A 16564-nucleotide genomic window follows, 5' to 3' on the forward strand; every position below is an offset into this window, starting at 1 on the left:
TCGATACAGCGTCAACCATTCACTCATCGTCGTTATCCATACTGGCGCCGCTGTCAGCCGAAGCGGGCTCGACTTGCGAACTCAATGTCCAGACGTTGCCTTCACGCACGGCCGTCAGCCCTGCCTGATCGAGCGCCCCCGTCATCGCGCCGTCGGCTGTCGAGTGCGTCGTATCGGCGGCCAATTCCAACTGCAAACGGCCTTGATCGAATGTCAGCCGTTGAACGGTGCCAGCCATGAAAGACATCGTGCTTGCGGCGTGCTGTACCAAGTAGGCAAAACCATCATGGGTATCCGTCGCCGCCCCACTCTGTCGCGCCGCCAACTGCTGACGGGCCTGTTGCAACGGGTTGAGAATCACCGGCAACTCAGGGAAAGCCTGCTTCACTCGCTGACTCATCTGTGCCTTGAGTTGCTGGCCTTGGCTGGCTTCACGAGCGGCGTAAAGGTTCAGACCGAAAACCCATACAGCCACCGCCAAGGCACAACAGATCGCAGCCCTGCCCCAACCCGGTGTAGGTCCGGCAGGCTTGCCGACGCCGCCATGCAACCCCCATCCTGGCGCAGCCCCAGACCAGCGCTGATCCGCAGGCCTTTGCTCAAGCACGGCCGCAGGTGTGTCGTCACCGATCCATTGCACAGCGCTGCCATTGGCTAAAAGCACCTCCAGACGCTCTTGAACCAATGGCTCAACCGAGGCCTGCTCGCTGCTGAGGCGCAGCAACAATTGCTCATCCAGCACGCTCGCGCTGATCTGTCCGGTCGGTGGTACCGGCAAGGCAAAAGGCGCTGGGTAGAGGCCCCGCAGCTTCAGGTGATGCAGGTTCAATAATTCACCGAAACGCGCCAGAACAGCCTTGGGAAGCCAGGCCAGATAGACCTGACCATTGCCATCCCGAGCGCTGTGGGCGACGTGCATGTGCGCACTGCCACCGAGTATCAGCGCCTGCGCCGCACAGGCCACTGCTGCGGCGATCTTCACCGCCGACAGCGGCGGCAACGGCAGGCTGGTGAGCACGCTGTCGACGGGATGCAGAAAACACTCCAGCGCCGGCGACGAAGATTCCTGCCCCAACAGCAGCAACGTACTGACACCGGTCTGGCTGACGCGACCGCTGTGATCCAGACGTGCAAATTGCAACGCTGTGTGCGACGTCAATTGATCAAGCGGCGGCAAGGCAATTCGCAAGCGGCTCATACTCCGAGCCTCGACCAGACCACTTTGGGCATGTCGTTCTGGGGACGATGCAGCAACGCATCGACGCTCACGCGGCGCTGATCACGACGCGCGTGCCCGCGCAGCAGGAACCATTCACTGCTGATCCCGACGTTGAGCCCGTCGACCTTCAGATGCGGTAAGCGCAGACGATTGACGAAGTCACCCCGGTTGATAAACCACTGGCCGTGGTCGCGCTCGACCACTATTGCCTTGGCTTGTGACAGCGACAGCCCAGGCACCACCGCCGCCAGAACCTCGGCGCTGGCCGTGTTGCCGTTGACCCAGGTCTTGGCCGGAACAATGCTCACGAATTGATCCAACCGGGCCAACGCCTGATCGCTCATACCTTGAAGATCACGCAAGTCCTCCAGACTGCGCAACATCGGCCTGGTAGCGGGCAACGGCCGACGACTGGCGTTTGGCGAAGTCGCTCGACCGCTGTCGAAACCCGTCACGGCAGTGCTTTGCCCGGAGGTGGGCGAACTCACAACTCTCGGGTAAGCGGCAATGACGCGTTCGCTGATGCGTTGACCGAGGCTGGCCTCGATGCCGATCATTTCGCAGAGCCTTTCGAAGCTGCGCAACTGACCGAGATCGACACGCTCGTTGCTCATTAAATTGCGCAGATTGAACTTGCCTTGCTGGTCTTCCAGATGCCCTTCAAAAGCACCGCCCAGCGAGTTCGCCAGGCTGCTTTTGACAGGTTGCGCCCATGGCTGATCGAGCCTGGTCAGAGCGCCTTGCTGGCGGGCGTCGTTCAACAATTGGCGGCTGATTTCCAGTCCGGCCAAAAGCACGGCACCACCCTGCACACGAGACTGCTCAGCTTCAAGAGAACGGGTAAAAACGCTCTGACGGGTGAGCATGCCGCCCGCAATCACCGCGACCACGGCGGCAATCAGCAAAGCGCTGATTATCGCCATGCCGCGCTGTTTCGCCGCTGTCGGCGACGTCGATTTCATGGCGACGCTTAGAGCTGCCAGGAACCGATATCGGCGTTCACGCCGTCGCCGTCTGGCTGTCCGTCTGCACCGAGCGAGAAGATGTCGACTTCGCCGTTCGCGCCGGGATTCAGATAGTTGTAAGGACGACCCCAAGGGTCATTGGGCAAGCGCTCCAGATAGGAACGCCAGTTGCTGTTTTTAGCGTCAGCCGGACGTTCCACCAACACCTTGAGCCCTTGGTTCAGGCTTGGGTAAGTGCCGTGGTCGAGACGGTAAAGTTTGAGTGCCTGCATCAGGCCGGCGATGTCTTGTTTCGCCGCAGTCGCCCTGGCTTGATCGGGGCGATCAAGCACTTTGGGCACGACCATCGCCGCAAGAATGCCGAGGATGACCACCACCACCATGATCTCGATCAGGGTGAAACCCTGCTGACCGCGTCGGCCTGCGGATTGAGATTTGACGCGCGCGAAATCCATTTCGACCTTCCTTGGCTTGATTACAATTCGGCGCGCAGTGTAACAAAAGCCAGTCATCGTACAACACTGAATAACGCACTGTTTTTCTGCACATCGGTCGAGAGTCGAGTGCTATTCTGCGGGCCTGTTTCACCCCCAGAGTCTGCTATGGAAGCAATGCGCAAGGAGCGAGGTTTTACCCTGATCGAGGTGCTGGTGGCCTTGGCGATCATCGCTGTGGCCATGTCCGCGGCAGTACGCGTCGCCGGTCTGATGACTCAGAGTAACGGGTTGTTGCGTGATCGCTCGATCGCGTTACTGGCAGCGCAAAGTCGGCTCGCCGAGCTGCGCCTGGAAGGACGATTTTCCGCAGGATTGAAAGTATTTGAGTGTGATCAGGGGCGCTTGCAGCTACGTTGCGAACAAACCATCACTGCGACTAGCGATGGCCGTTTGTTGCGCGTGAGGTTGCTGGTGACTGATCGCGAAACTCAATCGCCGCCCTTGGCGCGCCTGGAAACACTGCTCGGCCAGCCGCTGGAAAAGCGCCTATGAGGGCTCAGGGGCGGGTCAATCGAGGCAGTGCCGGGGCGTCTGGCAGCGTGCTGATCTTCAATCGACTCTGTTGCGCACCTCGCTCGATCACCACTGCATCCGCCTCTATAGCGACCAAGCGCACACCCCGGCTTAGACGCTCGCCCGCCAGAAAACTGCGCGGCGGGCCGTCGTTGAGGCTGAGGATCGCTACCGCGCCGCGCGCTCCAGCCAACACCCCGGACACCTTGATATCCATTGGTGCAGGCTGGCTGGAAAACCACTGCAAAGCTGTGGTGTCGACGCGCGCAGCCACTATCTGTGGCGCCACGATCGGGGCGTGGGACTCTGCCGTCGTCAGCAGAAGCGATGACCACACCAACCCTCCTGCCAAAGCAGCGACCAACGCCGCCGACTGCAAAAGTTGCGGAGCCGATAAACGAAAAGTGAATGCCAAGACCAAACCTCCCTGTTGTCCTGCGTCGCAGTCTACAGGACAACCAACGGTTTTTTACCCAGGCTGAGCATCCAGGTCTGACAGGACAGATTCACCACGAAGGAACGTTGCAGCATGATCAAGGACAGACAAAAGGGTTTCACCCTCATCGAGTTGATGGTGGTGCTGATCATCATCGGCATCGCCAGTGCAGCCGTCAGCCTGAGCATCAAACCCGACCCGGCGCAGAGTCTGCGCAAGGACGCCAATCGCTTGATCCAGTTGCTGCAAATCGCCCAGGCCGAAGCTCTGGCCGATGGTCGCCCGATCACTTGGCTGGCGGACAAGCACGGCTTTCGCTTTAGCCGTCGCAATGAACAGGGCATCGGTTTCGATCACTTTATTGCCGATCCGCAACTGCATCCTCGCACATGGGAAACCCCATCACTGAACGTACGAGTCACGCCCAAACGGCCGGTTGTGTTGTATGCCGAGTGGTTTGATTCACCCTTGCAACTGCTGCTCTCGGACGGCCAGAACAAGCTCATCGTGCAACGCACGGCGACCGGAAAATTACACTTGGCAAACCAGCCATGAGTAACCGTCAAGCAGGTTTCACGCTGATCGAAGTCATGGTCGCGATCATGCTGATGGCGATCGTCAGTCTGATCGCCTGGCGCGGACTGGACAGCGTGACCCGCGCCGATACTCACTTGCAGGCCAGCACGGCACAAACCGAAGAGCTGTTGCGCACGTTGCATCAACTGGAACGGGATATCGCCCTGCGCGTCAGCATCGAACTGCGCGAACCTGACCTGACGAACAACGACGATGGGCCACCTGCCGGGCCGGGCGCTATCACTGTGCGCAGCGCTGACAATCAGACTTTCCGCCTCGACGTGATCCGCAGTGCAGCAGCGCAGCAGGCCGGTCTGCAGCGCGTTCGCTGGTGGCTGAAAGGTCAAACCCTGTATCGCGCCGCTGCTCCGGCCAGGGATCGCTATCCCCTGCCCGCCCCCAAGGAAGGCGTGGCCGTGCTCGACAGCATCAGTGATCTGCAAGTGCGCGTCTGGGAACCGGATATGGGTTGGCGCCAACTCAGTGGTAACCGCATCGAAGACCCGCCAGGTCTGGAGATTCGCCTGACCCGAGTGACTCCTCAGGGGGAGGAGCACTATCGGCAGGTATTAGGGCCGCTGGACTAGGGGAAGAATGAAGCGCCTTCCCCCTGCAAACATCGAAACAGCTACAAACTTTGGCCTTCGTCAGGCTGTGCTTCCAGTTGACTGAGCAGCCCCTGAAAAAGTCTCGGGCACCACTACCTGCTGGCTGGCCTTTGCCTTGGTCAGGAAATCCAAAGCAACGTCAAAATGCGGCTGCCCGCCCCACAGTGCCTGATCGCCTACGATGTACAGATGCTTCTTCGCTCGGGTCACTGCGACGTTCAACAAATTCGGACTCGATGAGGCCCAGTCGATAGCGCCCATACGACTCGAGTCGCATCCCAGCACAAAGAACACGATATCGGCTTCCTTGCCTTGGAACGTGTGTACCGTGCCAATGCAAGTGCGTACCCATGTCGCGAGATTGGCCGGTACCTTTACGTCAGCAGGCAACTTCGCGGCCCAGGTGTGCGGATCTCCCAACAGACGCACCAGCCCCGCCTTCACTTCCCTAAACGGCGTAATAATGAACACGAGAGGTAGCGACGCGGCACCTTCCTTGACGACTGATTGATAGAGCCGAACCAACTCGCCAAGCAATCGTTGCCCTTGGGCCTCGATGTACTTGGTTCCGTCCTCCGACTCCCCGACCACGCTCCACCAGGCACTGACACCGAGCACCGGGTGAGCCGCAATGGTCGACTCTTTGGCATGCTGCATTCGCATCGCATAGGCTATACGGTTGGAAATGTCGAACATCGGGTTATCACAGCGACGGTGCATGACCAATGGAATACCGATGTATTTTTCCTCGTCCAGCGGGTGTTTGACGCCCTCACGGTAACCTCGGTCGGCGAAGGTTTGTACCGAGTGACTGTCGATGGCGTAGCGCGAACGGCCGTCGCCCAGCCAGTGCTGGCCCAGCGTGTCGAGCAGTCGCGTCGATTGCGTCACCACCGGCTCGATCTGCAACGGATCACCCACCACCACGACCCGTTTGGCTCGCATGATTGCCCCCACCGCAGCCTGTGGTGCGGCTTGCCCTGCTTCGTCGATGATCAACCAGCCAAGGTCCTCTGCCTCAAGCCCGGCAAACTGCGCACGAATCGAGGCGAAGGTACTCGACACCACAGGCGTGAGCATGAACATCCACTGCCACACAGCTCGTCTAGCGCTCTGCAGTGGCGGACGGTCGAGAATGGCGGTCAAGGCAAATATCAGATCATTGTTCGCCACTTCGAGGAAAAACGCCTCGTGCAGCGTCATCGCAGCAACGAACAAATCGCTGCGTACCGTGTTGAACGTGCTGCCCTGCCAGAAGGCACGCGACTGGTTGGCCTTGCTGTCCAGCGGCTTACCATCCCAAAGCTGCACGTCACAGGTTTTGATCAGCGCTGGCAGATCACGTAACTCACTCTCGAATTCTCGTGCCTTGTCGGCATCGGCACAGGTATCGATCCATTGTTTGTAGAGCGGTTTGCGAAACCATTGCGCCAACCAGCGAAAAAGCGCCGGCCCGAGATTGCGCTCAAGCGCCTGCTGCCGGTCTTTCAGACGCCCGATCAAACGCGTGCAGCCTTCGAGCAGCTCGGTAAGATTCTCTGGGCTCAGAGCGGGCGCGACCGGCCACATGGCCTTGATAGCAGGAAACATCTGGTGCAACCGCTCATAGAGCGTGGAGAGCGTCTGCAAATGCTTAAGTTGCTCGTCATAAGCTTCTCGCGCCTTGATGTAACGCTGCCTGGCGCCTTTGAAATCGGGGCGCTGAGTGCTTGAGCTGGACTTGTAGTGCCGATAAGTCATGGCACCGACCTTTTCCCAAGCGGGCAGATCCACCTTGTCAGTATTCAGAAACCTGTCACCCGGTTTATCCGTAGGTGTTACCGCGCGATTGACAAAAATATCGCGGAAGCGCCTACGGTTGCTTTTCTTGCCCAGCGCGGCCGACACCAACCCCCAAACGGGTTCGGGAGCTTTCCAGGCTTTAGTGTCGTGAGCCCCTGCGTAACGGGTTGCTACCTCTTTGAAGTAACCCCAACTGGAAAAGCGTGCATCAATCCCCTTGAGCTGTGGCAACTCGAGCGACAGGTTTTCCACTGCACCATTGTTGGTAGAGGCAACCACCATTTCAAAGCCGGTCAGTGCCTCGGACAACAGCGGAATCTTGTAACTTTTTTTGTTGAAAATCGCCGTGATGCTCTGACCACTCAGGCCATCTTCGGCCCGCGCCAAGCGTGACAACACGTCGGCCCGCTCGACCACCAAATGCGCGATCAGATCACGCAGCAATGTGGTTTTGCCGGTGCCCGGCGGCCCGTTGACAGCGAGCACCTCGCCGACAGGCATGTCGCGCATGCTGTTCAACGCGAACTGCTGCATCAGTGACTGAATGTGTTGGCTTTCGGAAGGCCAGCGCCCATTGATGCCTTTTTCCGGCTGCAACGCCACGCGGATCGCCTCTTGTCCTATTTCAGAGTCAAGGTCGGTTTTCTGCCGATCCGCCAGCGCCAGGTAAGCCTTCAAGGCGAGTGGCGGACGGTCGCTGTTCAACAGGCGTTTGGCTTGAGCGAGGTCATGCACATAAAAGCTGTTGAGAATCGGCAAGTCATCGACTGGCACCTGTTCGGCCGTGCTTTCGGACTCTGGCTCGGCAGGTTCTATTGCCGCTGGCACTTTTCGACCCTTGGGCAGCGGCCAGATATCCATGTAAGCCAGATCCGAATGCGGCGAGTCGAAGATGGCCCATTGCTGCAAACGTGTGACGATCAGATCGATCAGTTCAGGCCCCGACATGTTGCCTTGGCATTGCGACCAATCATCTGCCAAACCGCGCTTCAGCGCGTGCACGCTGCCTTCGAAATCTACCGCGCACAATGCGCCGAGGTCATGTTCGATCAACCTGCCCAGCGCCCAGGGCAGCGCGGAAACGCTCATACCCTGGAAGTCCGGCTTACCACTTGGGTCCAGCGTAAGTCTGGCGTAACAGGTCAGGCCGGCGGACGCCATCTCAGTGTCACGCACGCGGTTGATTTCGCTGGCCTCTGGGCCTTGAACATATTGTTCTATCAAGAGCGTGACATGGGACACATCGAACGGCAGCAGATAGAGCACACGACGACGCTCAAGCTGCTTTTCCCACATCCCCTCGGCCAGAGTGGCCGCACTGACCAGCTCCACACTGCGCGAAGCACGCGCCTCATCAAGGCTGTTATCTAGATCGTAAGAGTTGAAAAACTCAATGCTGTGCCAGAAATCGAGCACGCTGTCGCTGTTGGCCATCGTCATGATGAGAAAAAAATCCTTTGCAATTCCAACCTGAAAATACAGCGACCAAAGGGCACCGCGCGATGGCAGCGCCGGATCAGCCTGTAAAGATGGCGAACAAGGTATCAGTAAGCGGCTGCCACGCAAGCGCGAGCATGACCAAATACGATCAGAAGGACCATGCGAAGATCGTCTGGCCGGAGGCAGTTCCAGACATGAATATTAGCGAAAACACCGGGTAGTTTTGCGCGGGTTTTGCGCAGGCACAAAAAAGCCGATCCAAGTGATCGGCTTAAATGTCTGATTTTACTCAGGAATTATGGTCGGGACGGAGTGATTCGAACACTCGACCCCTAGCACCCCATGCTAGTGCGCTACCGGACTGCGCTACGCCCCGACTGGTCTTGCAACTCGCTCTTCACCTCGAAGAGCGCTCAAGAATATAGCGCAAGCTTTTGAAAACTGGAAGTATTCAAACGCCGCTTTTTATTTCTTGAGAACAACCAGAACGTCTTCCAATTCGGCAATCATCTGCCGAATCATCTGCTTGTACTGGGTAGTGTCGTCTTTGGCTTCATCGCCGGACAGACGCAAACGTGCGCCGCCGATGGTGAAACCTTGATCGTAAAGCAGCGCGCGGATCTGCCGGATCATCAGCACGTCCTGGCGCTGATAATACCGGCGGTTTCCGCGGCGTTTGACGGGGTTGAGTTGAGGAAACTCCTGCTCCCAGTAGCGCAGCACGTGTGGCTTTACGGCACACAGCTCGCTGACTTCACCAATGGTGAAGTAGCGTTTGCCCGGGATGACGGGTAGTTCGTCGTTATGACTTGGTTCCAGCATAAGCCTCAACTCGGGCCTTCAACTTCTGCCCTGGACGAAAGGTGACCACACGGCGAGCCGTGATCGGGATTTCTTCCCCCGTTTTCGGGTTGCGGCCAGGCCGCTGGCGTTTGTCCCGAAGGTCGAAATTGCCGAAACCGGACAATTTGACCTGCTCGTTGTCTTCAAGAGCGTGCCTGATTTCCTCGAAAAACAGTTCTACCAATTCCTTGGCTTCCCGCTTGTTCAGGCCCAGCTCTTCATACAGACGTTCCGCCATCTCAGCTTTCGTCAAAGCCCCCATACGTCACTTCCTTAACGTGGCGTTCAACCTTTGTTCGAGCGAGGTGAGGATATTTTGCGTCGTCGAATTCACCTCATCGTCATTAAGAGTGCGCGATGGATGCTGCCAGGTCAAGCCAACTGCAAGGCTTTTTCTATCAGGATCAATGCCTTTACCCTGATACACGTCAAACAGCCTGAGATCTGTGAGCCATTCGCCTGCATTTTCACGGATTACGTCCAGTACAGCCGAGGCCGCGACGTCTTTGTGTGCAATTAATGCAAGGTCACGACGCACTTCAGGAAAGCGCGACAACTCGTGGAATTTCGGCATTTTACCGAGTGCCACTTCAGCCAGAACCAGCTCGAAAACGAAGACTGGACGGTCCAGACCCAGAGCTTTCGACAATTCAGGGTGAATGGCACCGATGAAGCCGACTTCACGCCCTTCCCGCTCGATGCGCGCGGTTTGACCCGGGTGCAACGCCGGGTGTTTGCCCGGTGTGAAAGTGAAGGAATCCAGTGCACCGGCAAAACCCAATACTGCTTCCACATCAGCTTTGACGTCGAAGAAATCGACGGTGTCGCGACCCTGTGCCCAGCCTTCTGGCAGACGGCTACCGCAGACCACGCCGGACAGCATTGGCTCCTGCTTCAGACCTTCGAGCTGACCGACGAAACGCAGACCGCTTTCGAACAGACGTACGCGATCCTGCTGACGATTGAGGTTGTGTTGCAGCGCTTTGACCAGACCCGGCCACAGCGACGAACGCATGGCCGCCATGTCATTGGAGATCGGATTGGCCAGCAACAGCGGCTCGACGCCCGGGTTGAACAGTTCGAACTGACGCGGATCGATGAAGCTGTAAGTGATCGCTTCCTGATAACCACGAGCCACCAGCAGACGGCGCAGTTCCGGCAGGTCGCTACGCGCTTCAGCCTTGGCTTGCGGCGCAAGGCGCGCTTGCGGGTAACGAACTGGCAGACGGTTGTAGCCGTACAGACGGGCCAGTTCTTCGATCAGATCGACTTCCAGGCTGATGTCGAAGCGATGACTTGGCACTTCTACGCGCCACTGGCCTTCACCATCGGCAGTAATGCCAAGACCCAGGCCGCTGAGCAGACGCTCGACCTGTGCCGAATCCATTTCCATGCCGAGCATTTGAGCGATGCGCTGGGCACGCAGAGTGATCGGCGCGATCGACGGCAGATGTTGCTCGCTGACGGTCTCGATAATCGGGCCGGCTTCACCGCCAGTGATTTCCAACAGCAGGCCGGTGGCGCGCTCCATGGCTTCACGGGCCAGTTGCCAATCGACGCCACGCTCGTAGCGGTGCGAGGCATCGGTGTGCAGGCCATAGGAACGAGCCTTGCCAGCGACAGCGATCTGGTCGAAGAACGCGGACTCAAGGAACACGTCGCGAGTGGTCGCGGAAACACCGCTGTGCTCGCCACCCATCACACCGGCAATCGCCAGAGCGCGAGTGTGGTCGGCAATCACCAGCGTATCGCTACGCAGGCTGACTTCCTGACCGTCGAGCAGCACCAGCTTCTCGCCCTCCTCGGCCATGCGCACACGAATGCCGCCATTGATTTCGGCGAGATCGAAGGCGTGCAGTGGCTGACCCAGTTCAAGCATCACGTAGTTGGTGATGTCGACGGCAGCGTCGATGCTACGCACATCAGCGCGACGCAGACGCTCAACCATCCACAGCGGCGTCGGCTTGGACAGATCAACGTTACGGATGACACGCCCGAGATAACGCGGGCACGCGGCTGGCGCCAGCACTTCTACCGAGCGCACTTCGTCGTGCACTGCAGGAATGCTCATCACCACCGGACGGGTGACCGGAGCGTCGTACAGCGCGCCAACTTCACGGGCCAGACCGGCCAGCGACAGGCAGTCGCCACGGTTCGGGGTCAGGTCGACCTCGATGCTGGCATCTTCCAGATCCAGGTAAACTCGGAAATCCTCGCCCACCGGCGCATCGGCCGGCAGCTCCATCAGACCGTCGCTGCCTTCACCGACCTGCAGCTCGGCTTGCGAGCAGAGCATGCCGTTGGACTCGACACCGCGCAGCTTGGCTTTCTTGATCTTGAAGTCGCCTGGCAGCTCAGCACCAATCATCGCGAACGGAATCTTCAGGCCCGGACGCACGTTTGGCGCACCGCACACGACCTGGAAGGTTTCCGCGCCATTGCTGACTTGGCAAACACGCAATTTATCAGCGTCAGGGTGTTGCTCGGTGCTCAGCACCTCGCCCACGACGACGCCACTGAATACGCCGGCGGCCAGCGTGACGCTATCGACCTCAAGACCGGCCATCGACAGACGAGCAACCAGCTCGTCGCGATTTACCTGCGGGCTAACCCAGCCACGCAGCCATTGTTCACTGAATTTCATCCTGCTCTCCTAAGAATTCGTTACGACTAGCGAAATTGCGCGAGGAACCGCAAGTCGTTGTCGAAGAACAGACGCAAGTCATTCACGCCGTAACGGAGCATGGCCAGACGCTCGACGCCCATGCCGAAAGCGAAGCCGGAGAATTCTTCCGGATCAATGCCGGACATGCGCAGCACGTTCGGGTGAACCATGCCGCAGCCCATCACTTCCAGCCAGCCAGTCTGCTTGCAGACGCGGCAGCCTTTACCGCTGCACATCACGCATTCCATATCGACTTCAGCGGATGGCTCGGTGAACGGGAAGTACGAAGGACGGAAGCGTACGGCCAGTTCCTTCTCGAAGAACACCCGCAGGAATTCTTCGATGGTGCCTTTGAGATCGGCAAAATTGATGTCGCGATCAACCAGCAGGCCTTCGACCTGATGGAACATCGGCGAGTGAGTGATATCGGAGTCGCTGCGGTAGACACGGCCTGGGCAGACGATGCGGATCGGCGGCTGTTTCGATTCCATGGTGCGGACCTGTACCGGCGAGGTATGGGTGCGCAGCAACATGTTGGCATTGAAATAGAAGGTGTCATGCATCGACCGGGCCGGGTGATGACCTGGGATGTTGAGCGCTTCAAAGTTGTGATAGTCGTCTTCGACCTCAGGGCCTTCGGCAATGCCGTAGCCGATGCGGGTGAAGAACTGCTCAACGCGTTCCAGAGTGCGGGTGACCGGATGCAGACCACCAGAGGTCTGGCCACGGCCCGGCAACGTCACGTCAATGGATTCGGCAGACAGTTTGGCAGCCAGCTCGGCTTCTTCAAACAAGGCCATGCGCGCATTGAGAACGCCTGTAACACGTTCCTTGGCAACGTTGATCAGGGCGCCGACTTGCGGACGCTCTTCTGCCGGCAAATTCCCCAGGGTCTTCATCACCTGAGTCAATTCACCCTTTTTGCCAAGGTATTGAACCCGGATTTGCTCCAGGGCATTGATATCTTCAGCGCTTTGCACAGCCTCTAGTGCTTGAGAGACCAGCGCATCCAGGTTTTCCATGTACAGACTCCAGATACAAAATAGGGGAAGAGCTTGAAGGCTCTTCCCCTATTTAAGACGTTTACCACCTGGCCTCACGGAAGTGGGGCCGGGTGATTGTCGGGGGTACTTAAGCCAAGGTGGCTTTAGCTTTCTCGACAATCGCAGCAAACACCGCTTTTTCGTTCACTGCCAGATCAGCCAGAACCTTACGGTCGATCTCGATGGACGCTTTTTTCAGGCCAGCGATGAAACGGCTGTAGGACAGACCGTTAACACGAGCACCAGCATTGATACGAGCGATCCACAGAGCGCGGAACTGACGTTTTTTCTGACGACGGTCACGGTAGGCGTATTGGCCTGCCTTGATTACCGCTTGCTTGGCAACACGGAATACGCGGGAGCGTGCGCCGTAGTAGCCTTTAGCAAGTTTCAGAATTTTTTTGTGACGCTTACGGGCAATGACGCCACGCTTTACACGAGCCATGAGTTACTTCCTCTATTCTTGACTAAAATTAACGAAGGCGCAGCATGCGCTCGACTTTTGCCACGTCAGACGGATGCAGCAAGCTGCTACCGCGCAGTTGACGCTTACGCTTGGTCGACATTTTAGTCAGGATGTGGCTCTTGAAAGCGTGCTTGTGCTTGATACCGTTAGCAGTTTTCAGAAACCGCTTAGCAGCACCACTTTTGGTTTTCATTTTTGGCATGTTCGGATACTCCGCATTCAGTTGATAAACATAATCAGAAGGCCTGCCGTGCCCTGTTGATTACTTCTTCTTTTTCGGGGCGATGACCATGATCAGCTGGCGTCCTTCCATCTTAGGATGCTGTTCGACCGAACCGTACTCGAGCAGGTCACCTTCAACCCGCTTGAGGAGTTCCATCCCCAGCTCCTGGTGGGCCATCTCACGGCCGCGGAATCGCAAGGATACCTTGGCCCTGTCCCCATCACTCAGGAAACGTACCAGGTTGCGCAGTTTTACCTGGTAATCCCCTTCCTCCGTCCCTGGACGAAACTTGATTTCTTTAACCTGAATCTGCTTCTGGTTTTTCTTGGCTGCGGCAACCTGCTTCTTCTTTTCGAAGATCGATTTGCCGTAGTCCATCAGTTTGCAAACAGGGGGTACTGCATCGGCGGAAATTTCCACCAAATCCAGTTTGGCCTCTTCAGCCTTAAGAAGCGCGTCTTCAATTGACACAATCCCAAGCTGTTCACCTTCAGCCCCAATTAACCGAACCTCGCGTGCCGAGATATTCTCGTTGATCGGGGCTTTCGGTGCAGCTCGTTTATCTTGTCTCATTTCACGCTTAATAATAATTACTCCGAATCTGGGCGACCACGCCGGGAAACCGCTTGCGCGAGAAACTCAGCGAACTGGGCGACGGGCATCGAGCCCAGGTCAGCACCTTCACGAGTACGCACAGCGACAGTCTGCATCTCGACTTCCTTATCTCCGATTACCAAGAGATAGGGAACCTTGAGCAAAGTATGCTCACGGATTTTAAAGCCGATCTTTTCATTTCTCAAGTCGGACTTGGCACGAAATCCGCTTTCGTTGAGAGTTTTTTCTACTTCTGCAACAAAATCTGCCTGTTTATCAGTGATATTCATGATCACCGCCTGGGTTGGCGCCAGCCAGGCAGGGAACGCACCTTCGTAGTGCTCGATCAGAATCCCGACGAAACGCTCGAAGGAACCGAGGATCGCGCGGTGCAACATCACTGGGTGTTTGCGGCTGTTGTCTTCGGAGACGTATTCAGCGCCCAAACGGACAGGCAGGTTAAAATCGAGCTGCAAGGTACCACATTGCCAGACACGGCCAAGGCAATCTTTCAGCGAGAATTCGATTTTCGGACCGTAGAACGCGCCCTCACCCGGCTGCAGATCGTACGGCAGGCCCGCAGAATCAAGGGCTGCAGCCAATGCAGCTTCAGCGCGATCCCACAGTTCGTCAGAACCGACGCGTTTTTCCGGACGAGTGGACAGCTTCATCTCGACGTCGGTGAAGCCGAAGTCACGATAAACGTCCATGGTCAGCTTGATGAACGCGGCGGATTCAGCCTGCATCTGCTCTTCGGTGCAGAAGATGTGGGCGTCATCCTGAGTGAACGCACGTACCCGCATGATACCGTGCAGCGCACCCGACGGCTCGTTACGGTGGCAGGCACCGAACTCGGCCAGACGCATCGGCAGCTCGCGGTAGCTCTTCAGGCCTTGGTTGAACACCTGCACGTGGCAAGGGCAGTTCATCGGCTTGATGGCGTAATCGCGGTTTTCCGACTGCGTGGTGAACATGTTGTCGGCGTAGTTGGCCCAGTGCCCGGATTTCTCCCACAGGCTGCGGTCAACGACTTGCGGAGTCTTGATCTCAAGATAGCCGTTGTCGTGCTGGATCTTGCGCATGTACTGCTCGAGCACCTGGTACAGAGTCCAGCCGTTCGGGTGCCAGAACACCATACCCGGGGATTCTTCCTGGGTGTGGAACAGGCCGAGACGCTTGCCGATCTTGCGGTGATCGCGCTTTTCAGCTTCTTCGATGCGCTGGATGTAAGCCGCCAGTTGCTTCTTGTCTGCCCAGGCGGTGCCGTAAACGCGCTGCAATTGCTCGTTCTTGGCATCGCCGCGCCAGTAAGCGCCCGACAGTTTGGTCAGCTTGAAGGATTTCAGGAAGCGAGTGTTCGGCACGTGCGGGCCGCGGCACATGTCGACGTATTCTTCGTGATAGTACAGACCCATGGCCTGTTCGTTCGGCATGTCCTCGACCAGGCGCAGCTTGTAGTCTTCGCCGCGGGACTTGAACACTTCGATCACTTCGGCGCGCGGAGTGACTTTCTTGATGACGTCGTAATCTTTTTCGATCAGCTGCTGCATGCGCTGTTCGATGGCGGCCATGTCGTCCGGGGTGAAAGGACGCTCGAACGCGATGTCGTAATAGAAGCCTTCGTCGATGACCGGCCCGATGACCATTTTAGCGGTCGGGTACAGTTGCTTGACTGCGTGGCCAACGAGGTGGGCGCAAGAGTGGCGAATGATCTCCAGCCCCTCTTCATCCTTTGGCGTGATGATTTGCAGGGTCGCGTCGCTGCTGATGATGTCGCTTGCGTCGACCAGTTGACCATTGACCTTGCCGGCCAGGGTGGCTTTGGCCAGGCCAGCACCAATGGATGCGGCGACCTCGGCTACGGAAACCGGGTGATCGAATGAACGTTGACTGCCGTCGGGAAGAGTAATAGTTGGCATGGCGCCTCCTCTCCTAGTGGTGACCCCTACCAAAGGTCACGTGGGTTGGGATGAGCCAGTACAAGATCCGATCCAGGCCATTCAATGACGAACGCCTGCCTTACAGCGGCAGGAGCCTTGCGGCCAACCGGAAAACCGAACCAGAGTGACTGGGATTCAAATCGAAATATTCGCACGCTGACCGCTACCGGGGCTGAAGGCCATCCGGAGCCTGAGAACGCTTGAGCCCGGCATGCTAGCACAGATGAGCGGTCACTTATGCCTCTGTTTGATCAGAAGGCAAATCGTCCGTTTTTATGCCAGAGTGCTGAACTTGATAGGCCCTGAAGCCCTCAGATAACAAGACATTGACCCACAAGGAGCATCTTCGCATGCGTCTGAATACCTTACTCGCCGCCATCGCCCCCATTGTTCTCCTGCTGCCGCTGAGCGCTCATGCCGATTGGCCGAAGGGCGAACGCGAAAAATACATGGCGCAGTGCACCCAAGCGGCTACTCCGCAGATTGGTGCCGCCGCTGCCAAATCTCATTGCGCTTGTGGCGCTGATGCGATCAAGTCCTATCCGGCCAGCGATATTCAGGCACTGATGGACAACAAGGCCACTCCTGAACTGCAACAGAAAGCGCTGGGCCAAATCGCCAAATGCAAGGCGAATACTCCGGCGAAAAAGTAGGAAAAAAAGCCGTCTGGATCGGCTAAGCGCCCCTGAAAAAGGCTGAATTTGAGCCTTTTCAGACGATTTATGCAGGTTTTACAGGTTTTTTTATTGTCTTT

The 16564-nt window shown here is 57.5% G+C and carries 17 protein-coding genes and 1 tRNA gene; 4 read left to right on the forward strand and 14 right to left on the reverse strand.

All coding sequences use genetic code 11. The features are described 5' to 3' along the window. Positions 1-19 precede the first annotated feature (19 nt). The 3 genes from gspL to gspG are packed head-to-tail and all read right to left on the reverse strand — an operon-like array spanning position 20 to position 2639. Positions 20-1198 carry a type II secretion system protein GspL gene (gene gspL / locus JFT81_RS09600; protein ID WP_201227130.1) on the reverse strand — a complete coding sequence of 393 codons (1179 nt, stop codon included), beginning with the start codon at positions 1196-1198 and terminating at the stop codon, positions 20-22. Continuing rightward, on the reverse strand, positions 1195-2181 hold the full coding sequence (gene gspK, locus JFT81_RS09605) for a type II secretion system minor pseudopilin GspK (RefSeq protein WP_201227131.1): 987 nt from the start codon (positions 2179-2181) through the stop codon (positions 1195-1197). The genes gspL and gspK overlap by 4 nt, the downstream gene beginning before the upstream one ends. Positions 2182-2189: 8 nt before the next feature. After that, positions 2190-2639 carry a type II secretion system major pseudopilin GspG gene (gene gspG, locus JFT81_RS09610; RefSeq protein WP_201227132.1) on the reverse strand — a complete coding sequence of 150 codons (450 nt, stop codon included), beginning with the start codon at positions 2637-2639 and terminating at the stop codon, positions 2190-2192. A gap of 147 nt (positions 2640-2786) precedes the next feature. On the opposite strand from gspG, the gene gspI reads away from it, so the two are divergent. Continuing rightward, the gene (gspI, locus tag JFT81_RS09615; protein ID WP_201227133.1) at positions 2787-3173 is read left to right on the forward strand and encodes a type II secretion system minor pseudopilin GspI; all 387 of its coding nucleotides are present in this window, start codon (positions 2787-2789) and stop codon (positions 3171-3173) included. 4 nt (positions 3174-3177) lie between these two features. On the opposite strand, the gene JFT81_RS09620 is transcribed toward gspI, so the two are convergent. After that, positions 3178-3609 (reverse strand): type II secretion system protein N, encoded by a 432-nt coding sequence (locus JFT81_RS09620; protein WP_201227134.1) that lies wholly within the window; start codon positions 3607-3609, stop codon positions 3178-3180. A gap of 114 nt (positions 3610-3723) precedes the next feature. On the opposite strand from JFT81_RS09620, the gene gspH reads away from it, so the two are divergent. Together gspH and JFT81_RS09630 are read left to right on the forward strand one after the other, a co-directional pair. After that, complete coding sequence (gene gspH, locus JFT81_RS09625) at positions 3724-4185, forward strand: type II secretion system minor pseudopilin GspH (protein WP_201227135.1); 462 nt, start codon at positions 3724-3726, stop codon at positions 4183-4185. After that, positions 4182-4793 carry a prepilin-type N-terminal cleavage/methylation domain-containing protein gene (locus JFT81_RS09630; RefSeq protein WP_201227136.1) on the forward strand — a complete coding sequence of 204 codons (612 nt, stop codon included), beginning with the start codon at positions 4182-4184 and terminating at the stop codon, positions 4791-4793. Before gspH ends, JFT81_RS09630 begins: the two co-directional genes overlap by 4 nt. A 60-nt stretch (positions 4794-4853) precedes the next feature. Here JFT81_RS09630 and JFT81_RS09635 read toward each other — a convergent pair whose 3' ends face one another. The 10 genes from JFT81_RS09635 to thrS form a co-directional block, all read right to left on the reverse strand. Further along, positions 4854-8036 carry an AAA domain-containing protein gene (locus tag JFT81_RS09635; protein ID WP_201227137.1) on the reverse strand — a complete coding sequence of 1061 codons (3183 nt, stop codon included), beginning with the start codon at positions 8034-8036 and terminating at the stop codon, positions 4854-4856. Between the two features lie 299 nt (positions 8037-8335). Continuing rightward, positions 8336-8412: transfer RNA gene (locus JFT81_RS09640), tRNA-Pro, on the reverse strand. Positions 8413-8501: 89 nt separating this feature from the next. Next, complete coding sequence (locus JFT81_RS09645) at positions 8502-8858, reverse strand: MerR family transcriptional regulator (protein ID WP_003179985.1); 357 nt, start codon at positions 8856-8858, stop codon at positions 8502-8504. Further along, positions 8839-9141 (reverse strand): integration host factor subunit alpha, encoded by a 303-nt coding sequence (gene ihfA, locus JFT81_RS09650; protein WP_002553164.1) that lies wholly within the window; start codon positions 9139-9141, stop codon positions 8839-8841. The genes JFT81_RS09645 and ihfA overlap by 20 nt, the downstream gene beginning before the upstream one ends. Before the next feature lie 3 nt (positions 9142-9144). Further along, entirely contained in the window at positions 9145-11523 is a 2379-nt protein-coding gene (gene pheT, locus JFT81_RS09655) for a phenylalanine--tRNA ligase subunit beta (RefSeq protein WP_201227138.1), read from the reverse strand. 26 nt (positions 11524-11549) lie between these two features. Beyond that, the gene (pheS, locus tag JFT81_RS09660) at positions 11550-12566 is read right to left on the reverse strand and encodes a phenylalanine--tRNA ligase subunit alpha (RefSeq protein ID WP_003226365.1); all 1017 of its coding nucleotides are present in this window, start codon (positions 12564-12566) and stop codon (positions 11550-11552) included. Between the two features lie 109 nt (positions 12567-12675). After that, entirely contained in the window at positions 12676-13032 is a 357-nt protein-coding gene (rplT, locus tag JFT81_RS09665) for a 50S ribosomal protein L20 (RefSeq protein WP_007913489.1), read from the reverse strand. A gap of 28 nt (positions 13033-13060) precedes the next feature. Continuing rightward, positions 13061-13255 (reverse strand): 50S ribosomal protein L35, encoded by a 195-nt coding sequence (rpmI, locus tag JFT81_RS09670; protein ID WP_002553160.1) that lies wholly within the window; start codon positions 13253-13255, stop codon positions 13061-13063. Between the two features lie 60 nt (positions 13256-13315). Then, the gene (infC, locus tag JFT81_RS09675; protein ID WP_172668659.1) at positions 13316-13867 is read right to left on the reverse strand and encodes a translation initiation factor IF-3; all 552 of its coding nucleotides are present in this window, start codon (positions 13865-13867) and stop codon (positions 13316-13318) included. Further along, positions 13867-15789, reverse strand: a complete 1923-nt coding sequence (gene thrS / locus JFT81_RS09680; RefSeq protein WP_201227139.1) for a threonine--tRNA ligase — start codon at positions 15787-15789, stop codon at positions 13867-13869. Before thrS ends, infC begins: the two co-directional genes overlap by 1 nt. Before the next feature lie 371 nt (positions 15790-16160). Here thrS and JFT81_RS09685 point away from each other — a divergent pair, with 371 nt between their 5' ends. Then, complete coding sequence (locus JFT81_RS09685; RefSeq protein WP_201227140.1) at positions 16161-16463, forward strand: hypothetical protein; 303 nt, start codon at positions 16161-16163, stop codon at positions 16461-16463. Positions 16464-16564: the final 101 nt, after the last annotated feature.

It is taken from the genome of Pseudomonas sp. TH43 (assembly GCF_016650635.1).
Classification (GTDB): Bacteria; Pseudomonadota; Gammaproteobacteria; order Pseudomonadales; family Pseudomonadaceae; genus Aquipseudomonas.

What these genes read in the sequence shown, in the direction of transcription:
- gspL (WP_201227130.1), bottom strand. Translation starts at nt 1,198, where the DNA reads ATGAGCCGCTTGCGAATTGCCTTGCCGCCGCTTGATCAATTGACGTCG.
- gspK (WP_201227131.1), bottom strand. Translation starts at nt 2,181, where the DNA reads ATGAAATCGACGTCGCCGACAGCGGCGAAACAGCGCGGCATGGCGATA.
- gspG (WP_201227132.1), bottom strand. Translation starts at nt 2,639, where the DNA reads ATGGATTTCGCGCGCGTCAAATCTCAATCCGCAGGCCGACGCGGTCAG.
- gspI (WP_201227133.1), top strand. Translation starts at nt 2,787, where the DNA reads ATGGAAGCAATGCGCAAGGAGCGAGGTTTTACCCTGATCGAGGTGCTG.
- gspH (WP_201227135.1), top strand. Translation starts at nt 3,724, where the DNA reads ATGATCAAGGACAGACAAAAGGGTTTCACCCTCATCGAGTTGATGGTG.
- JFT81_RS09630 (WP_201227136.1), top strand. Translation starts at nt 4,182, where the DNA reads ATGAGTAACCGTCAAGCAGGTTTCACGCTGATCGAAGTCATGGTCGCG.
- JFT81_RS09635 (WP_201227137.1), bottom strand. Translation starts at nt 8,036, where the DNA reads ATGACGATGGCCAACAGCGACAGCGTGCTCGATTTCTGGCACAGCATT.
- JFT81_RS09645 (WP_003179985.1), bottom strand. Translation starts at nt 8,858, where the DNA reads ATGCTGGAACCAAGTCATAACGACGAACTACCCGTCATCCCGGGCAAA.
- ihfA (WP_002553164.1), bottom strand. Translation starts at nt 9,141, where the DNA reads ATGGGGGCTTTGACGAAAGCTGAGATGGCGGAACGTCTGTATGAAGAG.
- pheT (WP_201227138.1), bottom strand. Translation starts at nt 11,523, where the DNA reads ATGAAATTCAGTGAACAATGGCTGCGTGGCTGGGTTAGCCCGCAGGTA.
- pheS (WP_003226365.1), bottom strand. Translation starts at nt 12,566, where the DNA reads ATGGAAAACCTGGATGCGCTGGTCTCTCAAGCACTAGAGGCTGTGCAA.
- rplT (WP_007913489.1), bottom strand. Translation starts at nt 13,032, where the DNA reads ATGGCTCGTGTAAAGCGTGGCGTCATTGCCCGTAAGCGTCACAAAAAA.
- rpmI (WP_002553160.1), bottom strand. Translation starts at nt 13,255, where the DNA reads ATGCCAAAAATGAAAACCAAAAGTGGTGCTGCTAAGCGGTTTCTGAAA.
- thrS (WP_201227139.1), bottom strand. Translation starts at nt 15,789, where the DNA reads ATGCCAACTATTACTCTTCCCGACGGCAGTCAACGTTCATTCGATCAC.
- JFT81_RS09685 (WP_201227140.1), top strand. Translation starts at nt 16,161, where the DNA reads ATGCGTCTGAATACCTTACTCGCCGCCATCGCCCCCATTGTTCTCCTG.